Below are 21,569 nucleotides of genomic sequence, written 5' to 3' on the forward strand. Positions count from 1 at the left end.
GACCGTTGTGTCACCACTCCCCAATCGAAATGGATGAAACGGTCGAGATGTGACGATGAAATCCCCTGTACGCATCCTGATGGTCGGTGAAGGGGCCATTGCCGCGATTCACATGCAGGCCCTGGGGCATGTTCCCGCCGCCAGCGTCGTGGCCGTCGCCGGCGGCGATGAGCGCAATACGAGACGCTTTGCCGAGACCTGGGGCATCGAACGCGTCTTCACCGATTATGCGCATGCACTGGAGGCATCCGGAGTCGATGCCGTGATCCTGGCGACGCCGAGCCCGTTGCATGCCCGCCAGGCCGAGCAGGCGATCGATGCCGGCAAACATGTCCTCTGCGAAATTCCCATGAGCCTGAACCTGGCGGATGCCGAGCGCATGACGCGGCGAGCCCGTGAGGCAAGCACCGTCGCCATGGTGGCCCACACACGTCGCTTCAATGCACCGCATCGCGAAATGAAGCGCCGTCTTCGGGCGGGGGAATTCCATCTTCAACATCTGGTGAGCGAGACGTATTTCCTGCGTCGCGAAAACCTCAACATGCAAGGCGAACCGCGCGGCTGGACGGATCATCTGTTATGGCACCATGCCTGCCATAGCGTGGATCTCTTCGCCTGGTTGCTGGACGATGACGTCCTCGACGCCTGGGGAAGTCAAGGGCCGCTGCATTCGGAACTTGGCATCGCCATGGACATGAACATCGGCCTGCGGGCGACCGACGGTACGTTGGCCACGCTGGCGCTTTCCTTCAACAATCGTGGTCCCTTTGGCGGGTTTTATCGCTACATTGGTGAGGAAAATACCTTGCTGGCGTATCGTGACGAACTCAAGGACTACGAGGGAAATGTCGTACCGCTGTCGACACCTGGGTTTCACGCCCAGGATACCGAGTTCGTGACGTCTATCATTGAGAAACGTGCCCCGGAAGCTTCGTTTTCTTCCTGCCTTCCTACCATGCGGATTCTCGATAAGCTCTCCCATAACATGGTGTAAATATCCTGATTTCTATTGTCTTTTCCTTCTCCTGGAATGAAAAAGGCTGGCGTAACGCCAGCCGAAATCACGATCGATCATCGTCGTATCACTAGAACTGGAAGATGGCGCTTGCCTGCAGGCGGCTTGCGTCATCGGAGTTGCCGTTGATCTGCTCGACCTCGGCATTCTGATACTCGAGGCCCACGGTAAGGCGCTGAGTGACATCCCAGATAACGTTGGCAAAGGCGTAGTCGATGGTCTCGAACTGGCTGCCGTAGTTTTCGGGCATGTCCTGATCGAGCCGGGAAAAGCCGACGGAGCTGAACCAGTCATCGGTCCAGTTATGGTTCAGGGAAACACCGAAGGCGCGCGTCTCGACGGCCTCGAGTTCGTTGTCGTCGTTGACGTAGACATCGGGAGCATTGCGGTGCCCGGTATTGCCGGGGTTGCCCATGTAGTTGCCGATGCCTTCGCCGTAGGCGGCACTACCACGCAGGCTCGTCATGGGGGTAAAGGGCAGGTTGAACTGCGCCTGCACCCCGTAGCCGGTGGTCTCGTCATCCACGGTATTGGTGATGTTGTTGGTGGAGAGCTTGCGTGCCACCCCGGAAAGAGCGAACAGGCGCTTGTATTCGTAGCGTACCGTCAAATCGGGCAACTGGCTCTCACCGTCGGCGACGCCGGCGTCGTCACGCGCGACCACCGTATCCGGGTCCTCCACGGCGAAGGACAGGCTGCCCGCGCCTACCGGCTGGGTATAGCGCAACTGCGCCTGGCGCTCGAAGGCATAGCCCTTGGGGTCGCCCAGCGCCAGGGTGCGCGTCCCGCCCACGAAACTCATGAAGTTCGTCCAGGTGCGCCCGGCGAGGAAGCCGTTGAGTTCGCCGTAGGCATGACGCAGGTTGAAGGAGCCGTCGGGGATGAAATGCCCTTCGAAATATGTCGTCAAACGACCGTAATCGGTCATGGTGTGCGTGCGGAAGTTGAGCCGCGACTCATAGGCAGTGAAATCGCTACGCCCATCGGTACGATTCGACGGGTCCATGATCGCATAGGGATCGGTGGCCTTGCCGAGGTCATAGTCGAAATCGTAGAGCATATCGAGCTTGACGTAGCCACCGAAAGCGATATCGGTCTCGGTGCCCGGAATATTGATGGTCGACCGGTGGTTCCATGGCGGACCTACACGGCTAGGTTCACCTGTGACAACGGGTTGCCCTGCTTCGACGACGTCAAAGGCGTGAGCGGGAGCGGTCGTTACGGCCGCCATGCCTGACGCGAGTGACACGCAGAGCGCGAGTTTGGTCATCTTGAATTTTGTTATTTCGGATCGCATTTGTGAGCTGCCCTTTGTAGGAAGTTATGAGCGGTTTGCGCATGAACGAGTATGCGGTTCTCAGGCGTGGGGAAAATTAATTTTTCATCGCCTCCCCATGCATTTTTCTGATGACGTTTTAATGACCTCCCGCTGAATTGACCCGTGAAAGGGAGGGGGTGAGAGAGGTCAGCCATGCTTGCTTGATTGCCATCTTTATTCCCCGGCTAATGGTTTATTCGTTATATTTTGTTCGCAATACGAACCTTGATTCGTCTCACGCACATTTAAACTGAAAAAAAACGCTATCCTTGTCAACGTAAAATGCAATACTGGAAAGCGGTATCTTATTAACCCTTTGTATTTGAATATTTTTTTCGCCGTTATACTTTGGTTGTGGCGTGAAATAGTTAAACCTCACAACTAATCATACGAAGAGGAACGATGGCGCAAGCGTGCATCTAGACACGGCCAGGGTATGAAGGGGTGAGAGGCAAACCTTTCGGCAGGAGGGTTCAAGTGTGGCCTGAAACAGACTGCAACGTTCTTGCGGGCAGCTGCTGAGGAGGGGGAGACAGAGTGTGGATGCGCTGATGATGCGCATTACGAAGGACGTTGCAGCGCTTCTAGGATTTCTTCCAGATTTCTGAGGTCGGGTTGAGTGATGACGTCTTCCGGGAAGGGGGGCGTCTTGGCCTTACTCGGTGCAATGCCAACAAAATTGGTATTGTTTGAACGGGCGGCACGGTAGTCATTGTAGGAGTCTCCAACCATCACGGTGCGAGAGGGATCGTAATGGTGCGTGGCCATTAGTGTGGAGAGGCCATTGGTCTTATCGGGTGGGGCGCCAAGGACGTCATCGAAATGGTCTGTAAGATTGCGTTTTTTGATGACACGACGAAGTTCCTCCTGTGGAGTGGCGGACAGAAGGTAAAGAGGGATTTTGCCACGCCAGCGATCGAGGAATTCGATAGCACCCGCGATGGTCGGTGCCTGTGCCACTTGAGCCTCGGCTCGCTCGGCGAATTGAGTGGATAGTGCCCGGATGCGTGCCTCTGATATGGGGCGCCCCAGGATGTGTGCTTCGATGTGATGGAACTTGACGTCGCGTGGCTGGCCGCCTCCCCGTGACAGGTAGGCGATAATGGCATGATATAGGGCCGGTGGTTGATCACGATAGAAATCGGCGAATACATTGCGTTTGAGACCGGCCGAATCGAGAATCACGCCGTCGCAATCAAAAACCACGGCGTCTAAGCGGGACTCGATGGCATAGGACATGGACAACTCGCGGTCAGTTTTGAAAAAGAGGCCCGAGCCATGCGGGCCTCGATCTTTATGTCTGATGATGGCGTAAAAGCACGCGCTTCAAGGGAGTGTTGCTTAACAAAAGCAGGACCACAGCCATGGTCAATACCAGCGATAGCGGGTTGGTGACCAGTGATAGTAAGAAGCTGCCAGTGTCATCGCCCACAGAAGACATCGCCTGCCGGTATGTCTTGTCCATCAGTGGGCCGAGAATTACCCCTAGAATTACCGGGCCCATCTGAAAGCGGAATATCTTCATGAAATACCCGAGTACCCCGAAGCCCAGCATCCAGTAAACCTCCGTCATGCTGCTGTTGAGCGAATAGCTGCCTACGACGCACAGCACCAAAATGAGAGGGATCAGAATGGCTTTGGGAAGTTCGACGACTTTTGCAAATACCTTGATGCCGGTGAGGCCAAAAATGAGCAAGAAGATGTTAGCAAGTACTAGGTTACCTACTGTGAACCAAAAAATATGGGGGGCTTCAATCATCAGCATGGGCCCAGGATTTAGCCCGTGAATGACAAGTGCGCCGATGATGATGGCCGTTACCGCGTCACCGGGCATGCCGAGTGTCAGCATCGGTACATAAGCGCCGCCAACGGCTGCATTGTTGGCAGTTTCCGGTGCTACCAGCCCCTCGTAGGCACCCGTGCCGAAAGGCCGGCTGGGCTTCTTGATCGAGCGCTTGGCATGGTCGTAGGCAAATAGAGAGGCAATGTCTCCACCAGTGCCAGGCAACGCGCCGACGATCACGCCGATAACAGAAGTACGAATGGACAGTGGAAAAAACTTGAGTACCAGATGCAACGAAGGAACGATCTTGTCTACTTTCTGGCGTACCGGTTGGGCATTGAGCTGGTGAAGTTGGAAAAAGGCTTCGGCTACCCCGAACATGCCGATCATGACTACCACATAGTGGATGCCGCCCATCAATTGCATGCTGCCCATGGTGAAGCGGGGTGTGGCGGTCACTTGATCGAGTCCTACCAGGCCGATAACGGCACCCAAGGCAGCGGCGAAGATGCCACGGGATAACGACTCGGTGGCCAGGCTACCGACCAGCAAAAGGCCGAGAACGGCAATCAGAAAATAATCGCGTGGCGCGAACTGCAGGGCCATATCGGAGAGATAGGGAGCCACGCTCGCCAGCACCGCAACACCGATGAGACCGCCGATCACCGACATGACGGTACTGAGGCCTATGGCTTGTCCCGCTTCGCCTTTCTGTGCGAGAGGATAACCATCGAACGATGTTGCGACCGATGAGGGCGCGCCCGGAATGTTCAGCAATATAGCGGTACGTGAACCCCCGTAAACGCCTCCGGTATAGATACCCACAATGAGGGCCAGTGCATCATTCACGTCCCAAGAAAAGGTGAATGAGATTAGAATCGACGTGGCCATGGTCACTGATAGGCCGGGAATCGCGCCAACATAGATGCCGGCCAAGGTCCCGATAGCGGTTAGCATTAAGAGTGATGGATCGAGCCAAGCCATCAGGAAATAAGACACTGAGTCAGCCATATAAGTAACCTCGCTCCATCAGGGCAGGTAGACCTGGAAAAGCAGTTTGAAGAGGGCGTAGATGATGCCGGTGGAAACAGCGGTGACGATAGACGACGTCAGCAAGTGACCGCGGCGCAAGTAAACCTGCGAAACGAAAAGGAAGATCGCTGTGGCGGAAATGAAGCCCAGGGACGTCAACAAAAATAAGTAGCCGGTCGCCATTGCTGAGAAAACGATGATGGCCATCGGGAAGTGCTCGCGGAAGAAATGGCGAGCTTCGTCCAGTACGCCTTGTGTCTCGGGTCCAGTGTGTCGGCGCTGGCCCAATATAATGGCGACCATTGAAGCGACCATGATCACGCCGAGCAGGAGGGGAAAGGCCCCGGCGGAGTTGGGTAGATCGAAGCCGGTGATCCGGTAAGCTTCGTAGAGTACGCCTAGGCTGAGCAACAGCAACAGCACATTGAAGGTGCGTTCACCGGCCTTGAGCGGTGGATGATTGGACATGGCAGTCTCCATGCAAGCGCGGCGGAGTCGCGCTCCGCCGCCGCTTCGTCGGATCGGGGTTACGGCTTTGGAATGCCGACGTCTTCCGGGGATACCTTGGCGCTACCGGCTTTCTGCAGAGCCCAAGCGGTAACTGACTGCCAGCGCTCGAGGAACTGCCTGGCTTCCTCACCCTGAAGGTTGAGCGATTTTCCGCCGTTCTCGGAGAGGAAGTTCTGGAACTGCTCGTTGGCGACCCCTTCTTGATAGGCATCACTAAGGGCGGTGACGATGTCATCCGGCGTGTCCTTGTGTACCGCCACCGTCCAGAACGGCCCCCATGGCAGATAGGAGTCTATATCGGGTAGCGCTTGCGTGATGGGCGGTGTATCCGGCAGTTCTTCGATCTTTTCTTTGGTGACGACTGCCAGGCCCTTGAGCCGGCCGGCCGCGATCTGATCCTGAGCACCGGCGAGGCTCAATGGCATGAAGTCGATATGATCGCCGAGAAGAGCGGTGATACCGGGTCCGTCACCGCCAAAGGTCACGTTGCGGACATCGAGTCTATCGACAGAGTTGATCATGGCCAGCACGGTGCTGGGCAGGCCACCGGCACCGGTGCCGCCCATGCGCAGCTCGCCGGGATGTTTGTGGGCGTAGTCGAGTAGCTCGGTGAGGTTGTCGAATTGGCTATCGGCGGGAGCGGCGATTACCACAAGGCCCTGACCGATCACGTTGATGGGGGTCATGTCACTGTAATCGAAATCGGCGAGGTCCATGACCGGGTAGAGCTGTGGATTCTCGGCACCGTAGAGAACGGTGTAGCCGTTGGCGGGTTGTTGCATGACCTGATTCATGCCGATGACGCCGGTACCGCCAGGTCGATTATTGAGGATGATGCTGGTGCCGAGTGCCTTTTCGACGTGGGGTGTCAGGCTTCGCGCCACGTTATCGGTGGCGCCACCGGCCCCCCATTGGATGATGCCCTGAATATTGCGCTCCGGATAGTCGGCCAAAGCCGGCGAAGCGACTGTCAGAGCCCCGGCCGACAGGGCCAAGGTTGCCAGAATCTGCTTGATCATGGCGTGGTCCTCCAGGTAATCGAATTGTTGTAGCGGCGGCTGACCCAGTCAGCATGGTTTATGAATGTTTGTTCGATAAGCGAATTATCGTCCTATCTGCGAACAAACTAGGGTTGGCATGCGATGCTGTCAATCGTCAAATGTTCGACTACGACCAATGTCGAAGCAATTCTGGAACTCCGTACCAGAATTGACTTTCCGGCGCTCTACCCCCCGGTACAAGGCGGTTTTCAGGGTCAGCGCGCTTGACAATATTGCGCGGGAAAAGTCCATAATGCGAACTAAAGAACGCTATGCGAACAAAAGCGAGCCGTTCGGCGACCGTTATTCTACATTAGATAATGTTATGTCGACGACGGCCCTTGTCCGACCACCAGGAGGCTGTCATGCGAGCCATTGCAACCGTATGCTTGAGCGGCGATCTGCGTAGCAAGCTAGAGGCCATTGCCCGGGCAGGTTATAGCGGTGTGGAGATATTCGAGAATGATCTCCTGACCTTCGACGGTTCGCCGAGCGACGTTCGCAGCCTCTGCGAGTCGTTGGGGTTGGCTATCCTCGCGTTTCAGCCGTTCCGTGACTTCGAGTCGATGCCCGAGCCTCAGCGGCGGCGCAATTTCGAGCGTGCCGAACGCAAGTTCGACCTGATGGAGGAACTGGGCACCGACTTCCTGCTGGTCTGCAGCAACGTCTCGCCGCAGGCGTTCGACGACCTTGGTCGCGCTGCCGAGGATCTGCGCGAGCTGGCCGAGCGCGCCGCGCGCCGCGGACTCCGCATTGGCTTCGAGGCGCTCGCATGGGGGCGACATATCAGTGATTACCGGGACGCCTGGGATGTCGTAAAGCGCGCTGACCACCCGGCACTGGGCATCGTGCTGGACAGTTTCCACATTCTTGCGCGTGGCCACGAATTGGAGACCATGGCCGATATTCCCGCCGAGAAGATTGCTTTCGTGCAGATCGCCGATGCGCCGCTGCTCGACATGGATGTGCTGCAGTGGAGCCGCCATTTCCGCTGTTTCCCCGGCCAGGGGCGGTTACCTCTGGCGTCCTTCATGCAGGCGCTGGCGCGCACCGGCTATGCGGGACCGCTGTCGTTGGAGATCTTCAATGATGCCTTCCGCGCGGCGCCCACCGAAGCTACTGCGATCGATGGACTGCGTTCGCTGATCTGGATCGAGGAACTCGCCGAGGGCGCGGCCTGGTCCGAGGCGTCGCCGCCCGCGGTGGGCTACGATGGCGTCCATTTCATCGAATTTACGCTCGACGAGGAGAGTGCCGCGCCGCTCGGCGAGTTCTTCTCGGCGTTGGGCTTTCGCCATATCGGCCGCCATCGCTCGAAGAACGTCGAGCTATGGCATCAGGGCGACATTCACCTGGTACTCAACTTCGAGACCGATAGCTTCGCGCATACCTTTCGGCTGCTGCACGGTACGTCGGTTTGCGCGGTGGGAGTCAGGGTCAACGATCTCGATTCGGCGGTCACTCGAGCGGCGCACTACAAGGCGCAATGGTTTCGGGGGCCAGTAGGCGAAGGAGAGATGGAGATCCCGGCGCTGCGCGGCATCGAGGGCAGCCTGGTCTATCTGGTCGACGACGCCCAGGCACGCGAGATGCAGTGGAAGACCGATTTCCACCTCTTCGAGGATGGCCAGGATGATGATGCGGGATTGATCAACATCGACCACATCTCCTACGTATTGCCACCAACCCAATTGCTGAGCTGGTTGCTGTTCCACCGCACGGTGTTTGGCTTCGACGCCGGCCCCGAGCACGAGATCGCCGATCCGCACGGCATGGTGGTCAGTCAGACCGTAACCAGCCCTGACAACTCGGTTCGCATTCCGCTGACCGTGTCTTCGGCGCGCGAGACCTTGCCGGGTCGCTTCCTGTCGGAGCACCAGGGCGGCGTGCAGCAGATCGCCTTCGCCAGTGGCGACATCTTCGCCACCATTGATGCGATGCTTGCGAGAGGTTTGCCGATGCTGCGCATTCCCGCCAACTACTACGACGACCTGGCGGCCCGCTTTGACCTCGATGATGCATTGCTCGAGGCGATGCGCAGCCGCAATATTCTCTTCGATCGCAACGACGATGGTGACTTCTTCCACGCCTATACCGAAACCTTCATGGGCCGCTTCTTTTTCGAGGTGGTCGAGCGGCGTGGCAGCTATTCGCAGTTCGGTGCCGTCAATGCGCCGATCCGCCTGGCGGCCCAGGCCGGCCAGCAACGTTGATTTCACGGCGCCCGCCGGGCGCCGGATTGACCTGACATTGAAGGAGTGAGCCATGCGCCTTGGGTTGATCGGCAAGGGCATCATGAATTCCAGTTCGCCCGACCTGCACGTGCGGCTGGGCAAGCTGACCGGCATTCCCGCTAGCTACGATCTTTTCGACACGCTGGTGACGCAGATCGACTCGCTGGAGAGCCAGGTTCGCGAGGTCATGGCGACCGGTTATCGCGGCGTCAACGTCACCTATCCTTACAAGGAGGAGGCGGTGCGTCTGGCAACGCGCGTTGGCGAGGGCGCGCGCTTGGTCGGCGCTGCCAACACCCTGGTCTTCCAAGACGACGAGATCCAGGCCGAGAACACTGATTTCACCGGCTTCATCAGTGGTTATCGGGCCACCGTCGGTGATCGTCCTCCCGGTCGTGTGTTACTGATAGGCACTGGCGGCGTGGGCAAGGCGGTCGCCTTCGGTCTGGCCAAGCTGGGCGCCGATGAGGTATTGCTGATGGACCTCGACCTTGAAAAGGCCGAACGTCTCGCCCGAGAACTCGACCACGCCGGCTTCTCGGCTGCAGCGGTTGCACCCGAGGCACTGGAGGCGACCGCCGCGCGCTGTGATGGGGTGGTCAACTGCACGCCGATCGGCCATGAGAAGAGCCCGGGTTACCCACTGCCTCCAGCGCTCATTCGCGCCGACCAGTGGATCTTCGATGCCGTCTACGTGCCGGCGGTCACCGAGTTCATCGCCGCCGCCCGGGCGGCAGGGGCCCAAGTCGTCAGCGGTGTCAGTCTGTTCGTCTTCCAGGGCGTGGATGCCTTCAAGTTCTTCTGCGAGGATGCCGACAAGCGGTCGCTGGCCGACGCTCAGGCCGCGACCCTGTTCGATCATTACAAGCAGACCTTGCTGCAGGAGAAGAATGCATGAGAGCGCATAAGATCCTGGTACTGCATGGCCCCAACCTCAATCAGCTGGGTATCCGCCAGCCGGAAATCTACGGCCACGAGACGCTCGACGACATCAATAGTCGCCTCTTCGAGAAAGCCGCTGTCAACGGCTGGGACATCACCTGCCTGCAGAGCAATCACGAGGGCGATCTGATTGATGCCATCCATGCTGCTCGGACCGATGGCACTGGTCTGATCGTCATCAATCCGGCCGCCTACACGCATACCTCGGTGGCGATCCTCGATGCCCTTAACGCCTACGAGGGTGGGGTCATCGAGGTGCACCTCTCCAATATTCATAAGCGCGAGTCGTTCCGTCATCACTCCTACGTCTCGCGTCGCGCCGACGGTGTAATCGCCGGACTGGGCAGTCGCGGCTACTTGCTGGCGCTCGATACCCTGTCCTGATCCCTCCCGCGTGCTTGATGGCTTCCGCCATGACCCACGTTGGCGCGACGTTCGCCATGTTGGCGCTATGCAGTAGTGCTACTCAAGCAGGCAGCGCGATACCGGCACTTGGCGCGCTTTTCCCTAGAGGTTTGCTGCGATGCCCGAGTGAGGCGTTCATGAAAGCGCTGCTGGATAGGCCTCGAGTATCCATAGAAGGCCGCTGATGGTGACGAAAGACAGCAGGGTGGCGAGCATCAGTGACGCGGTACACGACTCGCCGTGACCATAGCGCTGACCGAGAATGGGGTAGACGCTGAGCATTGGCGCACTGGCGAGCACTACGGCTGCAGTGGCAAGAGCTGCATCAATGGGGGGAAGCCACCAGAGCATCACGAGTATCAGCAGCGGATGCAAGACCAGTTTACCGAGCACGACCGGAGAAACGTCATGCAGCATGCCACCAATGCGCAGCCCATATAAGGTGCCACCGATCACGAAGAGGGCAGCCGGCGCGGAAGCCGATGCCAGCATGTCGATGGCCTTGAACAAGGGTAATGGAATCTTGATACCGCTGAATGCGACGAGGATACCGCAGGAAATGCCGATCAGAATCGGATTGCGGGCTAGTTGTGACATCGTCTTGCGAAGTGCGGTCAGGAAAGAGGCTCCTTGTTGACGCCCAGCCTCGGCGATTGCCAGTGCGGCCGGAATCATCAGCAGGTTTTCGACCACCATGCTCAGTGCCAGGGCAACCGCGGCGCTTGAGCCTACCACCATGACGGCGATTGGGTAGCCGATGAAGCCACTGTTTGAGGTCGACAGACCCAGCGCCAGAATGCTGCTTTCGCCGATGGGTTTGCCACGCTGGCGGGCGAACAACCAGGCGCCGAGGAACAGCAATGCAGACCCCCCACCATAGGCGATCAGATAAACAGGGTTGAAGATCTCGTCCAGCGGTCGCTGGACGAGCGCTCGAAAAATGAGGGCCGGTAACGCAAAGTTGATCACGAATCCGCCCAGCCCCTTGACTTGCTCCTTGCTGAATAGGCGCAGCATCACAGCCAGATAGCCGAGACCAATGATCAGGAAGATAGGCGTGGTAATGGCCAGGATATCGAACATGCCGGCTAACGGCTCGGGGTATCGGTCATGGGTGGCTCACTCCGAGAACAGTTGCGATGCCTGGCTGCATTGCGAGAGTTCCTCGACGGCTTGCAATAATTTGGGCGCCAGTTCGTGCATGCGGTCCTCCGTTAGCCGAACGCTGGGACCAGCGACGCTGATCACACCGATGGTGTGGCCTTGCATGGGGTGGCGAATTACTGCGCCGAAGGCTGAGGTTCCCAATGCCGAGCTGTCGACGCAGCAGGTATAACCACGTTCTCTAGCCAGTGCCAGGCGGTCGAGCAGTTCATAGTCGGTACGCGGCGCGTTGGGGCCAAAGTGCTCCGGATTGTGGTGGCCCTGCCGCTCAAGCAGAGCCAAGGCAGCTTGATCATCGAGGCTAGCTAGCCAGGCTTGGCCCGAGGCGGTGTATCGCAAAGGGGCCTCGCGTCCCATGTCGGGGTCGTAGCGTAGCCCGGTACGCGTGCCCTGGGCTTTGGCGATCCAAGTCTGACGATCGCCTTCGATGACACCTAAACGCACTAGTTCCCCAGTCTCGTCTGCCAGCCGATCAAGAATCGGTTGCAGCACGTCGCTAGCGCCAGTGCTGCCCAAATAACGAAACCCCAGCGCAATCAGGCGGGTCGATAGCCGGTAATGGCCGGTGCGCGTTTCTTGTCGAACGTATCCTTGCCGCCCCAGCTCATTGCAAATGCGATGAGCCGCACTTTTGGGAATTTCCAGCCGCTCGGCCAATCGCTGCAGTGGGATGCCATCGGGCTCGCTCGAGAGCGTCTCGAGCACGCGTAGCGTGCGTTCGATCAGGCTGCCAGCCATTTTTCCTTCCTTACGTCGAAGGTTGAAATGCGGTAGGAGGTTAGTTGACCTGATTGGCGATTTGCTGCGCCTTCTCACGAAGCAGTGGCAGGAACCGCTCGGTCAGCATCGTCATGTCGATGCGTGCGGCGTTGGTGCTCACGTTGATGGCGCCTAGCAACCTGCCGTGAGCATCGAAGGCCGGCAAGGCAAGCGAACGCAGGCCAGAATCGAGTTCCTGGTCGACGATGCAATAACCTTGCTCGCGAACCTGGCGCAGGCAGGCGCGGAGTTCGGCCTTGTCAGTGATGGTGCGCTCGGTGTGCTGCTCAAGGGTGACCGTCTCCAGCAAGGCATCGAGTTCGTCCTCGGGCAATTGCGCAAGTAGTACTCGTCCCATCGAGGTTGCTACCGCCGGTAGGCGAGTGCCGATCGCCAGAGTGATTACCATCAGCCGGTGCGGTGCCGCAGAGCGGCATACATAGGTGACATCGCTGCCGTCGAGTACACCCAGTGATGAGGATTCTCCGGTCTGTTGGGTAATGTCCTCTAGATGCTGTTGGATCACTGAGCGGTAATTGTTTGCCGAGAGAAACGCATACCCAAGCTGCAGTGTCTTGGGCGCCAGCTCGAAATGTCGATGCTGTTTGCGTACATATCCCAAGGCGTTAAGCGTCAGCAAAAAACGGCGGGCCCGGGCACGGTTCATGCCGGTCTTGGTGGCGACTTCGCTGAGTGTCATGCGCGGGTTGGCATGGTCAAAGGCGAGTATGACGTCCAGACCGCTGGCCAGCGCAGTCACGAAATCGCGATCGTCCGGTTTGAGAGGTTCGTCATTGGTCTGTGCGTTCATCTGTTGCGCCACCGTGTCTTTGATCTTTGTATTGCTCGGTCACTTGGCTGACTCTAGCATAGAGTTCGAATTGCGAACATATGTCCGCTAATGCGTCATTGAGGATAAAAACGAGGGAGATGACCAGTGTACGAGAAACTTTTACGCCACCCGTTTACCAGCGCCACCGGCCGAGAAAAGTGCAGTGCCCAGGATCTCGTCGTGGCAATGCTCGACGTGGAACTGGCGCTAGCCGCCGAGCAAGAGCGTCTAGATATGCTGCCCAAGGGCACTACCGAGACGCTTGGTGAGTATCTGACCACTGAGGTCTTCGATATCGAGGCACTAGCGGACGACACCGCCAAGGGCGGCAATGCGGCGATTCCCTTCGTCAAGCAGGCCAAGGCGGCCCTTCCCGATACATTGAAGCCGTATTTCCATCGTGGGGCAACCAGCCAGGACATCGTCGATAGCGCCTTGATGCTCTTGCTCAAGCCGCGGCTGGCACGCTGCCGGCGTCTGCTGACGGCGTCCATCGACGATGGTCGGTCGTTGATGGTGGCGCATCGGGATACGACGATGATCGGGCGCACGCTGATGCAGCAGGCGTTGCCCATCACCTTCGGAGCCAAGGTAGGGCAATGGGCGTGGGGGCTACACCAGGCGGGTGAACGCTTGGACGATGTGTTGACCGGTGGGCTCTATGTGCAGTTCGGAGGGGCCGTGGGCGTGCATTCAGGCCTGGATGACGCCGGGGTCGCGATCATGACTGGCATGGCGAGTCGTTTGGGGCTCGCTGAGCCATGGCTACCTTGGCATACCGATCGCCAGCCGATTCATTCGTTGGGGTGTGCGATCGATGCCGTAGCCGTGGCCGCCGAGAAGGTCGCCCTCGACGTCGCGCTTCTCACCCAGACGGAGATTGGTGAGCTGGCTGAGCCTGCCGAGGCAGGCGTTGGTGAATCGTCGTCTATGCCGCATAAGCGCAACCCGGTGGGCTGCGCCCGTATCCGTGCGGCGGCTCGCCAGATTCATGCCGCGCTGAGCGTGTTGACCAATGCCGGTGCTCAGCCACTCGAACGTGGACTGGGAGAGTGGCATGCCGAGTGGGCTCCGATGCTGGATGCGGCATTGCTGCTCGAGGGAGCTCTCGAGACCTTGCAACATCTATTGAGCGGGCTTGAGGTTAACGATCAAGTGATGGCGCGCAATCTGGGCGTGACAGGCGGTGCGATCATGGCCGAGCCAGCCGCGCGTGTTCTGCAGAGTATTCTGTCCAACGACGAAGCCCGTCGTGTCGCCCGCGAGGCCTCGGAAAACGCGCGTCGCGCTGGTGTGGACTATGCCGAGGCACTGCTGGCCCACGAGGACGTCGCGGGGAGTGCCATTGACGCCGACGCCCTTCGCCAGGCGGTGCGTCCTGAATCATACATTGGTAGCAGCCGTTGTCTGGTTGAGCGTGTGATTGAACGCCTGAGATGAAAGTAAATTATTGTTTTAAAAGTTTTTTATGAAATTTTAGCTGATTTTTCAGCTGAGCGCTGAAACGTCATGCGGTTTGACGCGGTAGGCCTACGCAATTATTTTGTTCGTATCACAAACCAGTGTTCACTAAGCGAACAACTTGCGAGGCAATCCGCATGGCCGAATTTCTTAGCCTGCATGACGCTGTGGCGCGCTACGTCGAGGATGGCGCGATCGTGGCCATGGAAGGCTTCACCCACCTGATTCCTTTCGCCGCCGGGCATGAAGTCATTCGCCAGCGCAAGCGCGACCTGACGCTGATTCGCATGACGCCGGACCTGGTCTACGACCAATTGATCGGCGCCGGCTGCGCCAAGAAGCTGATCTTCTCGTGGGGCGGCAACCCTGGAGTAGGCTCCTTGCATCGCCTGCGCGACGCGGTGGAGAAAGGCTGGCCGCACAAGGTGGAGATCTTCGAGCACAGTCATGCGGCCATGGCCTGTGCCTTCGAGGCCGGCGCGGCGGGCCTGCCGCTGGCGGTGCTGCGCGGCTATGTGGGCAGCGAGCTGCCCAGCGTCAACGATCAGATCAAGTTCATCGAGTGCCCGTTCACCGGCGAGAGCCTCGCGGCGGTGCCTTCGGTACGCCCGGACGTGTCCCTGGTGCATGCGCAGAAGGCCGATCGCAAGGGCAATGTCCTGGTGGAGGGCATCATCGGCGTGCAGAAGGAGGCGATTCTGGCGGCGGGCAAGAGCATCGTCACCGTCGAGGAGATCGTCGACGATCTCGAGGCCGGTCCCAATGCCTGCGTGATCCCCGGCTGGGCCATCGACGCCATCGCCGTGGCCGAGAAGGGCGCCTATCCCTCCTATGCCCACGGTTACTACCCGCGCAACAACCGCTTCTACAAGGAGTGGGATACCATCGCGCGCGACCGTGACACCTTCCAGACATGGCTCGACGAGAACGTCTTCAACGCAGGGGGGCAGGCCCAATGAGTATCGAGTACACCTCCGCGGAAATGATGACCGTGACGGCGGCGAAGGCGCTGGAGAACGGCATGACGTGTTTCGTGGGCATCGGCTTGCCGTCCGAGGCCGCCAACCTGGCGCGCCTGACGCATGCACCGGACGTGGTACTGATCTACGAGTCCGGCACCCTGCAGACCAAGCCGGACGTGCTGCCGCTTTCCATCGGCGACGGCGAACTTTGCGAGTCGGCGCTGACCACCGTGTCGGTGCCGGAAATGTTCCGCTACTGGCTGCAGGGCGGCAAGATCGATGTGGGCTTTCTGGGCACCGCGCAGATCGATCGCTACTGCAACCTCAACACCACGCTGATCGGCGATTATCAGGCGCCCAAGGTGCGCTTGCCCGGCGGTGGCGGGGCACCGGAAATCGCGACCTGTGCCGGCGAGGTCTTCATCACGCTCAAGCATTCCAAGCGGACCTTCGTCGATCAGGTGGATTTCATCACTACCCTCGGCTTCGGCCGCGACGGCAAGGCGCGTGACGGGGTGCCCAATATCGGCCGTGGTCCGACTCGGGTGATCACCGACCTGTGCGTGATGAAGCCCGACCCCGAGACTCGCGAGCTGGTGGTGGTATCGCTGCATCCGGGCGTGACCGTCGAGCAGGTGCAGGACGCGACCGGCTGGGAGATTCGTTTCGCCGAGCAGCTCGACACTACGCCGATGCCTTCCGCGAATGAGCTCGACGTGCTGCGGGATCTCAAGGCGCGTACCGAACGCAAACATGCCGGCGAGGCATGAGGAGAATTCGATGAGCGATGTTTGGTTGTGTCACCCCACGCGTTCCGCCGTGGGACGTTTCGGCGGCTCGCTGGCCAGCGTCCGCCCCGACGACCTGGCGGCCACGATTTTCCGGGCCGTGCTGGCCCAGGCGCCGGACCTCGATCCGGCGGCCATCGATGAAGTGATCATGGGCTGCGCCAACCAGGCCGGCGAGGACAATCGCAACGTCGCGCGCATGTCGGCGCTGCTGGCCGGGCTGCCGACCAGCGTGCCCGGCACCACCTTGAATCGCCTGTGCGGGTCGGGCATGGATGCCGTGGGGACGGCATTCCGCGCCATCAAGGCGGGCGAGTTCGAGCTGGCGCTGGCGGGGGGCGTGGAGTCCATGTCGCGCGCCCCGTTCGTGATGGGCAAGGCCGAGACGGCATTCTCGCGCAGCCAGGCGATCGAGGACACGACCATCGGCTGGCGTTTCGTCAACCCGCTGATGAAGAACCACTACGGCGTCGAGTCGATGCCAGAGACCGCCGAGAACGTGGCCGAGCAGTTCCACGTGTCCCGCGAGGATCAGGATGCCTTCGCCGTGCGCTCGCAGCATAAGACCGAGCGCGCCCAGCAGTCCGGGCGTCTGGCGCAGGAGATCACGCCGGTCGAGGTGCCGCGTCGCAAGCAGGAGCCCCTGATCGTCGATCGGGATGAGCATCCGCGCGCAGGCACCACGCTGGAAAAGCTGGCCAAGTTGCCCACGCCGTTTCGCGATGGCGGCAGCGTGACCGCGGGCAATGCGTCGGGCGTCAACGACGGGGCGGCGGCGATGCTGGTTGCCAGCGACGCCGCCGTCGCGCGCCATGGTCTCACCCCGATGGCGCGGATCCTGGGCATGGCCACCGCCGGCGTCGAACCCCGCATCATGGGCATGGGCCCGGTACCGGCGACGCGCAAGCTGCTCGAGCGTCTGGGTATCGGCATCGATGAGGTCGACATCATCGAGCTCAACGAAGCCTTTGCCGCCCAGGGGCTGGCATGCCTGCGCGAACTAGGCGTGGCCGATGACGATCCGCGCGTCAATCCCAATGGCGGCGCGATCGCGCTGGGGCATCCGCTGGGCATGTCCGGGGCGCGGCTGCTGCTGACCGCGGCGCACGAGCTGCACGTACAGAACAAGCGTTACGCCCTTTGCACCATGTGTGTCGGCGTGGGCCAGGGCGTGGCCACTTTGATCGAACGCGTTTGAGGAGAACGGCATGGCTTTCTTGACGGTGGCGGAGCGCACGATCGCCTATCGCGACAGCGGTGAAGCCGCGCTGCCGGCGGTGCTGCTGGCACACCCGCTGGGCATGAGCCAGGACGTATGGGAGGACGTGGTCGCCGCCTTGCGTGGTCGTTTCCGCTGCGTGACCTGGGATCTGCCTGGCCATGGCGCCAGCAGTGGCCTGACCGAGGCGGTCACGCCCCGCGCGCTGGCCGAAGACGCCCTGGCCCTGGCCGATGCGCTGGGGGTGGCGCGTTTTCATTTCGTGGGCACCTCGATCGGCGGCGTGGTCGGTCAGCAGCTGCTCATCCAGTGTCCCGAACGCCTCGCCGATGTCGTGCTGACCAACACCGGCGCGGTCATCGGCACCCCGGACAACTGGCATGCGCGGGCCTCGCGCGTGCGCCAGGAAGGTCTGGCCGCCATGGCCGACGAGATCGTTCCGCGCTGGTTTTCCGAGGCATTCGCGCAAGGCAATGCGGCAACCTACACGGGCTGGAAGACCCAGCTTGCGCGTACCGATGGCGAGTCCTACGCGCGGCTTTGCGAGATGCTGGCCGACACCGACTTCAGCGGACAACTGCGCGGGGTCGCGGGGCCGGTGCGCTTGCTCGGGGGACGCGAGGACCTCTCCACGCCGCCCGATACCCTGAAAGCGCTGGCCTCTCAGTTCGGCGATGCGCGCCTCGAGGTGCTCGAAAGCATCGCCCATGTGCCGAGCGTGGAAGTTCCCGAGGCCGTGGCCAAGCGACTGCGTACCTGGCTGGGCGACGCTCCCGTCGGGGCCGAGGGCGTGAGCTACGCGGCCGGTCTGGAAACGCGCAAGCAGGTGCTGGGCGAGGCGCATGTCGAGCGCGCCAGCGAGAACGCCACCACGCTTGATGCGCCCTTCCAGAACATGATCACGCGTCTGGCCTGGGGCGAGTTGTGGGGCAACGACGACTTGAGCCGTACCGAGCGCAGTATGATCACCCTGGCGGTGCTGGCGGCGCTGGGGCGCGACGGTGAACTGGAGTTGCACCTGAAGACGGCGCAGCGCATCGGCCTGAGCGAAGCGCAGCTGCGTCAGGCGCTGATGCATGTCGCGATCTATGCCGGCGTGCCGGCCGCCAACCATGCCTTCGCGATGGCCAAGAAACTGGGCTGGGGCAATAGCCTGTAACCCGTGCCCGGCCGGGCTCCGGTCGTCGTGGAACGGCTGTGGAATCGGGAGGCCAGCATGGCCTCCTTCGAGATAACAAGAGGAATCAACGCCATGAAACGTACGCTTACCTGCATGCTCACCCTCTCCCTGACGGCGGCTGCCGTCTCCACCGCGCAGGCGGAAACGACATTGCGCATGTCGCATTTCTGGCCGGGCGCTTCCGCCATCAACAAGCAGATCTTCGACGCCTGGGCCGAGCAGGTGGAGAAAGACTCCAACGGTGAACTCAAGGTCGAGAATTATCCCTCACAGACCCTGAGTCAGGCCGATGAAACCTATGAAGCCGTCACCAACGGGATCGCCGATATCGGAATCACCGCGCAGGGCTACACCAATGGCCGCTTTCCGCTGAGCCAGATCGTGGAGTTGCCGGGCGTGGCATCGTCGGCGCCGGAAGGCGCCTGCGTACTCCAGACGCTCTACGACGATGGCCAGATCGCCAGCGAATACGACGATACCCATGTGCTGTTCATGTTCACCACCGGGCCTGGGTACATTCATACCCGCGAGACGGACGTGCAGACACCGTCGGATCTTGAAGGCCTGCGCATGCGTCGCCCCACCGCCGTGGCGGGCAATATTCTCGACAACATGGGCGCCGAGCCGGTAGGCATGCCGGCCCCGGAGATCTACACCTCCATGCAGCGCGGGGTGCTCGATGGCCTGAGCTTTCCCTGGGAAGGCATGAAGACGTTCCGGCTCAACGAGCTGGCCGAGTACCACACCCAGGTGCCGTTCTACACGCTGATCTTCGTGGCCACCATGAGCCAGAGCACCTATGACAGCCTGTCGCCCGAGCAGCAAAAGGCCATCGACGAAAACTCCGGCATGAAGTGGGCCGACAACGCCGGTGAGGTCTTCGCCTCGATCGATGCGGCCGGCAAGAAGGAAGCCGAGGAGGCGGGGCATACCATCCGCGTCATCGACAATCCGCTGGAGGATTCCGCGTGGCAGAAACCACTCAAGGCGGGCATCGATAAATACCTCGGCGACCTGGAGTCGCGAGGCCTCGATCAAGCGCGTGATGTCTATTACGCCGCCCTCGAAGCACGTAAATCCTGCTCAGCCGAATAAGGCCTAGGAGAGAACGGTATGCAGCAAGGGCTCACTCGGCTCAGCCACTGGCTGGGTTCCCTGTGCAGGCTCATTGCCGGCGTGGCGCTGCTGGCATTGTTGTCGGTCACCATCCTCGACGTGGGGCTGCGCTATCTGGGCCGGCTGACCGGGGGCGCGGTCTCGCTGAGCGTCTCCGGCAGCGTGGAACTGGTCAGCTATCTGTTGCTGTTCTCCCTGCTCGCGGCCATGGCCGCGAGCGTCGAGAAAAGCCAGGTGGTGGTCGAAGCGCTGACCCATCGCATGAACGATGCGCTCAAGACACGCCTGCATGGCTTTTATCTGATCGGGTTCGCCGTGATGGGGTTCATTCTCTGCACGGGGCTGATCGATTCGGGCATGAGCGCGCTCGAGCATGGCGAGGTCACGCAGGACCTGCGCATTTCCATGGGACCCATCTATCTTTTTGCCGCCTTCCTGAGTGCGTTGCTCAGCTTGCGTAGCCTGCTGCATGTGCTGCTGAGCGGCGTCTTCGGCCAAGAGGAGGAAACCGCTCATGGGGAGTGAAATGATTGGCGGTATCGGCCTGGCCTTGCTGCTGGTGCTGATGATGCTGCGCGTGCCGGTGGCGCTGACGATGCTCATCGTCGGGGTGGTGGGTTTCTCGCAGGTCATCAACATGGGCGCGGCCCTGTCGATGGTCAAATCCGTGCCCGTGGAGGTGCTGTCGAACTACAGCTTCAGCGCGGTGCCCATGTTCATCCTCATGGGCGTGCTGGCCGCGCATTCGGGCATGGCCGGGAAGCTGTTCAATTCCACCCGCGTCATCTGTGGCGGCTGGAAAGGCGGCCTGGCCATCGCGGCGATCGGTTCTTGCGGCATCTTCTCGGCGATTTCCGGCTCCTCCCTGGCTACCGCGAGCACCATGACCCGCGTCGCCCTCCCGGAGATGGAGCGTTACGGCTACAACCGTGGCCTGGCGACAGGGGCGCTGGCCGCCGGCGGCACGCTGGGCATCATGATTCCGCCGAGCATCGCGCTTTTGATCTACGCCATCCTGACCGAGCAATCGGTGGGCGACATGTTCATGGCGGGGCTCATTCCCGGCCTGATGGGGCTGTTGTTCTATTCGCTGGCGATCACGGTGGTGATGCGGCTCAAGCCGTCGTTGGCCGTGGCCGGCGAATCCACCACCTGGAGCGAGAAGGTCAAGTCCCTGGTGGGCCTGGTGCCGTTCTTCGGTGTCTTCCTGCTGCTCATCCTGGGGATCTATTTCGGTGCCTTCACGCCCACCGAGGGGGCGAGCGTCGGGGCCTTCGCCACCTTGCTGTATGCCGTGGCCAAAGGCATGCGCGCCCGGGGCTTGTGGCAGTCGGTACAGGAAACGCTGGCGCTTTCCTCGGTCGTCTTCTTCATGCTGGTCGGGGCCGAGACGCTGGGCTATTTCATCTCGGTATCGCGGATCTCCTTCACCATCAGCGATTTCCTGTTCAGCCTGGATCTCACTCCGATCGTCGTGCTGCTGTGCATCCTGCTGCTGTACTTCGTGCTCGGCATGTTCATGGACTCCATCGCCATGCTGGTGATCACCGTGCCGGTGGTGTTTCCGATCATTCAGAGCGTGGGCATCGACCCGGTCTGGTTCGGCATCGTGACGGTACTGACCGTCGAGCTGGGCTTGATCACGCCGCCAGTGGGAATGAACGTCTTCGTCATCAAGGCCATGGCTCCCCACGTGGGGTTGGGCGAGATCTTCAAGGGGGTCGCGCCCTTCATCGCCGCCGATTTCGTGCGCCTGGCGCTATTGATCGCATTTCCCGTACTCAGTCTGTTTCTCATCTGATTCCAGGA

The 21,569-nt window shown here is 60.4% G+C and carries 20 protein-coding genes; 12 read left to right on the forward strand and 8 right to left on the reverse strand.

Annotation, left to right across the window (positions count from 1 at the left end; translation table 11 throughout):
- Positions 1-55 precede the first annotated feature (55 nt).
- The gene (locus tag CSAL_RS01435; protein ID WP_011505595.1) at positions 56-994 is read left to right on the forward strand and encodes a Gfo/Idh/MocA family oxidoreductase; all 939 of its coding nucleotides are present in this window, start codon (positions 56-58) and stop codon (positions 992-994) included.
- Positions 995-1,085: 91 nt separating this feature from the next.
- On the opposite strand, the gene CSAL_RS01440 is transcribed toward CSAL_RS01435, so the two are convergent.
- The 5 genes from CSAL_RS01440 to CSAL_RS01460 form a co-directional block, all read right to left on the reverse strand.
- Positions 1,086-2,312 (reverse strand): DcaP family trimeric outer membrane transporter, encoded by a 1,227-nt coding sequence (locus CSAL_RS01440; protein WP_043557879.1) that lies wholly within the window; start codon positions 2,310-2,312, stop codon positions 1,086-1,088.
- 582 nt (positions 2,313-2,894) lie between these two features.
- Positions 2,895-3,572, reverse strand: a complete 678-nt coding sequence (locus CSAL_RS01445; RefSeq protein WP_011505597.1) for an HAD family hydrolase — start codon at positions 3,570-3,572, stop codon at positions 2,895-2,897.
- Between the two features lie 55 nt (positions 3,573-3,627).
- Positions 3,628-5,127 carry a tripartite tricarboxylate transporter permease gene (locus CSAL_RS01450; RefSeq protein WP_011505598.1) on the reverse strand — a complete coding sequence of 500 codons (1,500 nt, stop codon included), beginning with the start codon at positions 5,125-5,127 and terminating at the stop codon, positions 3,628-3,630.
- Between the two features lie 18 nt (positions 5,128-5,145).
- Entirely contained in the window at positions 5,146-5,616 is a 471-nt protein-coding gene (locus tag CSAL_RS01455; RefSeq protein ID WP_011505599.1) for a tripartite tricarboxylate transporter TctB family protein, read from the reverse strand.
- 59 nt (positions 5,617-5,675) lie between these two features.
- Positions 5,676-6,677, reverse strand: coding sequence for a tripartite tricarboxylate transporter substrate binding protein (locus CSAL_RS01460; RefSeq protein WP_011505600.1), 1,002 nt, complete (start codon positions 6,675-6,677; stop codon positions 5,676-5,678).
- Between the two features lie 386 nt (positions 6,678-7,063).
- Between CSAL_RS01460 and CSAL_RS01465 the strand changes: the two genes are divergently transcribed.
- Genes CSAL_RS01465 through aroQ form a run of 3 tightly spaced genes read left to right on the forward strand, consistent with a single transcriptional unit; the run spans position 7,064 to position 10,258 of the window.
- The gene (locus tag CSAL_RS01465; protein WP_011505601.1) at positions 7,064-8,911 is read left to right on the forward strand and encodes a bifunctional sugar phosphate isomerase/epimerase/4-hydroxyphenylpyruvate dioxygenase family protein; all 1,848 of its coding nucleotides are present in this window, start codon (positions 7,064-7,066) and stop codon (positions 8,909-8,911) included.
- 52 nt (positions 8,912-8,963) lie between these two features.
- The gene (locus CSAL_RS01470) at positions 8,964-9,830 is read left to right on the forward strand and encodes a shikimate dehydrogenase family protein (RefSeq protein WP_011505602.1); all 867 of its coding nucleotides are present in this window, start codon (positions 8,964-8,966) and stop codon (positions 9,828-9,830) included.
- Positions 9,827-10,258 (forward strand): type II 3-dehydroquinate dehydratase, encoded by a 432-nt coding sequence (aroQ, locus tag CSAL_RS01475; protein WP_011505603.1) that lies wholly within the window; start codon positions 9,827-9,829, stop codon positions 10,256-10,258. Before CSAL_RS01470 ends, aroQ begins: the two co-directional genes overlap by 4 nt.
- Positions 10,259-10,414: 156 nt before the next feature.
- Here the strand turns inward: aroQ and CSAL_RS01480 are convergent, their stop codons facing one another.
- Genes CSAL_RS01480 through CSAL_RS01490 form a run of 3 tightly spaced genes read right to left on the reverse strand, consistent with a single transcriptional unit; the run spans position 10,415 to position 13,013 of the window.
- Entirely contained in the window at positions 10,415-11,362 is a 948-nt protein-coding gene (locus tag CSAL_RS01480; protein WP_011505604.1) for an AEC family transporter, read from the reverse strand.
- A gap of 36 nt (positions 11,363-11,398) precedes the next feature.
- Positions 11,399-12,181: an IclR family transcriptional regulator gene (locus tag CSAL_RS01485; protein WP_011505605.1), complete on the reverse strand. Its 783-nt coding sequence runs from the start codon at positions 12,179-12,181 to the stop codon at positions 11,399-11,401.
- A gap of 40 nt (positions 12,182-12,221) precedes the next feature.
- Positions 12,222-13,013, reverse strand: a complete 792-nt coding sequence (locus tag CSAL_RS01490) for an IclR family transcriptional regulator domain-containing protein (protein WP_011505606.1) — start codon at positions 13,011-13,013, stop codon at positions 12,222-12,224.
- A gap of 126 nt (positions 13,014-13,139) precedes the next feature.
- On the opposite strand from CSAL_RS01490, the gene CSAL_RS01495 reads away from it, so the two are divergent.
- The 8 genes from CSAL_RS01495 (at position 13,140) to CSAL_RS01530 (ending at position 21,561) form a co-directional block, all read left to right on the forward strand.
- Positions 13,140-14,474 (forward strand): class-II fumarase/aspartase family protein, encoded by a 1,335-nt coding sequence (locus CSAL_RS01495; RefSeq protein WP_011505607.1) that lies wholly within the window; start codon positions 13,140-13,142, stop codon positions 14,472-14,474.
- 158 nt (positions 14,475-14,632) lie between these two features.
- A complete protein-coding gene (locus CSAL_RS01500) occupies positions 14,633-15,454 on the forward strand; it encodes a CoA transferase subunit A (protein ID WP_011505608.1) in 822 nt (273 codons plus the stop codon).
- Positions 15,451-16,227, forward strand: coding sequence for a CoA-transferase subunit beta (locus CSAL_RS01505; RefSeq protein WP_011505609.1), 777 nt, complete (start codon positions 15,451-15,453; stop codon positions 16,225-16,227). The genes CSAL_RS01500 and CSAL_RS01505 overlap by 4 nt, the downstream gene beginning before the upstream one ends.
- Before the next feature lie 10 nt (positions 16,228-16,237).
- Positions 16,238-17,443 (forward strand): 3-oxoadipyl-CoA thiolase, encoded by a 1,206-nt coding sequence (pcaF, locus tag CSAL_RS01510; RefSeq protein WP_011505610.1) that lies wholly within the window; start codon positions 16,238-16,240, stop codon positions 17,441-17,443.
- A gap of 10 nt (positions 17,444-17,453) precedes the next feature.
- A complete protein-coding gene (gene pcaDC / locus CSAL_RS01515) occupies positions 17,454-18,623 on the forward strand; it encodes a bifunctional 3-oxoadipate enol-lactonase/4-carboxymuconolactone decarboxylase PcaDC (protein ID WP_011505611.1) in 1,170 nt (389 codons plus the stop codon).
- A gap of 93 nt (positions 18,624-18,716) precedes the next feature.
- Positions 18,717-19,739 (forward strand): TRAP transporter substrate-binding protein, encoded by a 1,023-nt coding sequence (locus CSAL_RS01520; protein ID WP_043557882.1) that lies wholly within the window; start codon positions 18,717-18,719, stop codon positions 19,737-19,739.
- 18 nt (positions 19,740-19,757) lie between these two features.
- A complete protein-coding gene (locus tag CSAL_RS01525) occupies positions 19,758-20,285 on the forward strand; it encodes a TRAP transporter small permease (protein ID WP_011505613.1) in 528 nt (175 codons plus the stop codon).
- Positions 20,275-21,561 (forward strand): TRAP transporter large permease, encoded by a 1,287-nt coding sequence (locus tag CSAL_RS01530; RefSeq protein ID WP_011505614.1) that lies wholly within the window; start codon positions 20,275-20,277, stop codon positions 21,559-21,561. Before CSAL_RS01525 ends, CSAL_RS01530 begins: the two co-directional genes overlap by 11 nt.
- Positions 21,562-21,569: the final 8 nt, after the last annotated feature.

Source organism: Chromohalobacter israelensis DSM 3043 (assembly GCF_000055785.1).
Classification (GTDB): Bacteria; Pseudomonadota; Gammaproteobacteria; order Pseudomonadales; family Halomonadaceae; genus Chromohalobacter; species Chromohalobacter israelensis.

Coding starts and splice junctions, on each gene's coding strand:
- CSAL_RS01455 (WP_011505599.1), bottom strand. CDS start 5,616: ATGTCCAATCATCCACCGCTCAAGGCCGGTGAACGCACCTTCAATGTG.
- aroQ (WP_011505603.1), top strand. CDS start 9,827: ATGAGAGCGCATAAGATCCTGGTACTGCATGGCCCCAACCTCAATCAG.
- CSAL_RS01480 (WP_011505604.1), bottom strand. CDS start 11,362: ATGTTCGATATCCTGGCCATTACCACGCCTATCTTCCTGATCATTGGT.
- CSAL_RS01505 (WP_011505609.1), top strand. CDS start 15,451: ATGAGTATCGAGTACACCTCCGCGGAAATGATGACCGTGACGGCGGCG.
- CSAL_RS01500 (WP_011505608.1), top strand. CDS start 14,633: ATGGCCGAATTTCTTAGCCTGCATGACGCTGTGGCGCGCTACGTCGAG.
- CSAL_RS01490 (WP_011505606.1), bottom strand. CDS start 13,013: ATGAACGCACAGACCAATGACGAACCTCTCAAACCGGACGATCGCGAT.
- CSAL_RS01460 (WP_011505600.1), bottom strand. CDS start 6,677: ATGATCAAGCAGATTCTGGCAACCTTGGCCCTGTCGGCCGGGGCTCTG.
- CSAL_RS01530 (WP_011505614.1), top strand. CDS start 20,275: ATGGGGAGTGAAATGATTGGCGGTATCGGCCTGGCCTTGCTGCTGGTG.
- CSAL_RS01450 (WP_011505598.1), bottom strand. CDS start 5,127: ATGGCTGACTCAGTGTCTTATTTCCTGATGGCTTGGCTCGATCCATCA.
- CSAL_RS01445 (WP_011505597.1), bottom strand. CDS start 3,572: ATGTCCTATGCCATCGAGTCCCGCTTAGACGCCGTGGTTTTTGATTGC.
- CSAL_RS01520 (WP_043557882.1), top strand. CDS start 18,717: ATGAAACGTACGCTTACCTGCATGCTCACCCTCTCCCTGACGGCGGCT.
- CSAL_RS01470 (WP_011505602.1), top strand. CDS start 8,964: ATGCGCCTTGGGTTGATCGGCAAGGGCATCATGAATTCCAGTTCGCCC.
- CSAL_RS01440 (WP_043557879.1), bottom strand. CDS start 2,312: ATGCGATCCGAAATAACAAAATTCAAGATGACCAAACTCGCGCTCTGC.
- CSAL_RS01485 (WP_011505605.1), bottom strand. CDS start 12,181: ATGGCTGGCAGCCTGATCGAACGCACGCTACGCGTGCTCGAGACGCTC.
- CSAL_RS01525 (WP_011505613.1), top strand. CDS start 19,758: ATGCAGCAAGGGCTCACTCGGCTCAGCCACTGGCTGGGTTCCCTGTGC.
- pcaDC (WP_011505611.1), top strand. CDS start 17,454: ATGGCTTTCTTGACGGTGGCGGAGCGCACGATCGCCTATCGCGACAGC.
- CSAL_RS01435 (WP_011505595.1), top strand. CDS start 56: ATGAAATCCCCTGTACGCATCCTGATGGTCGGTGAAGGGGCCATTGCC.
- CSAL_RS01465 (WP_011505601.1), top strand. CDS start 7,064: ATGCGAGCCATTGCAACCGTATGCTTGAGCGGCGATCTGCGTAGCAAG.
- pcaF (WP_011505610.1), top strand. CDS start 16,238: ATGAGCGATGTTTGGTTGTGTCACCCCACGCGTTCCGCCGTGGGACGT.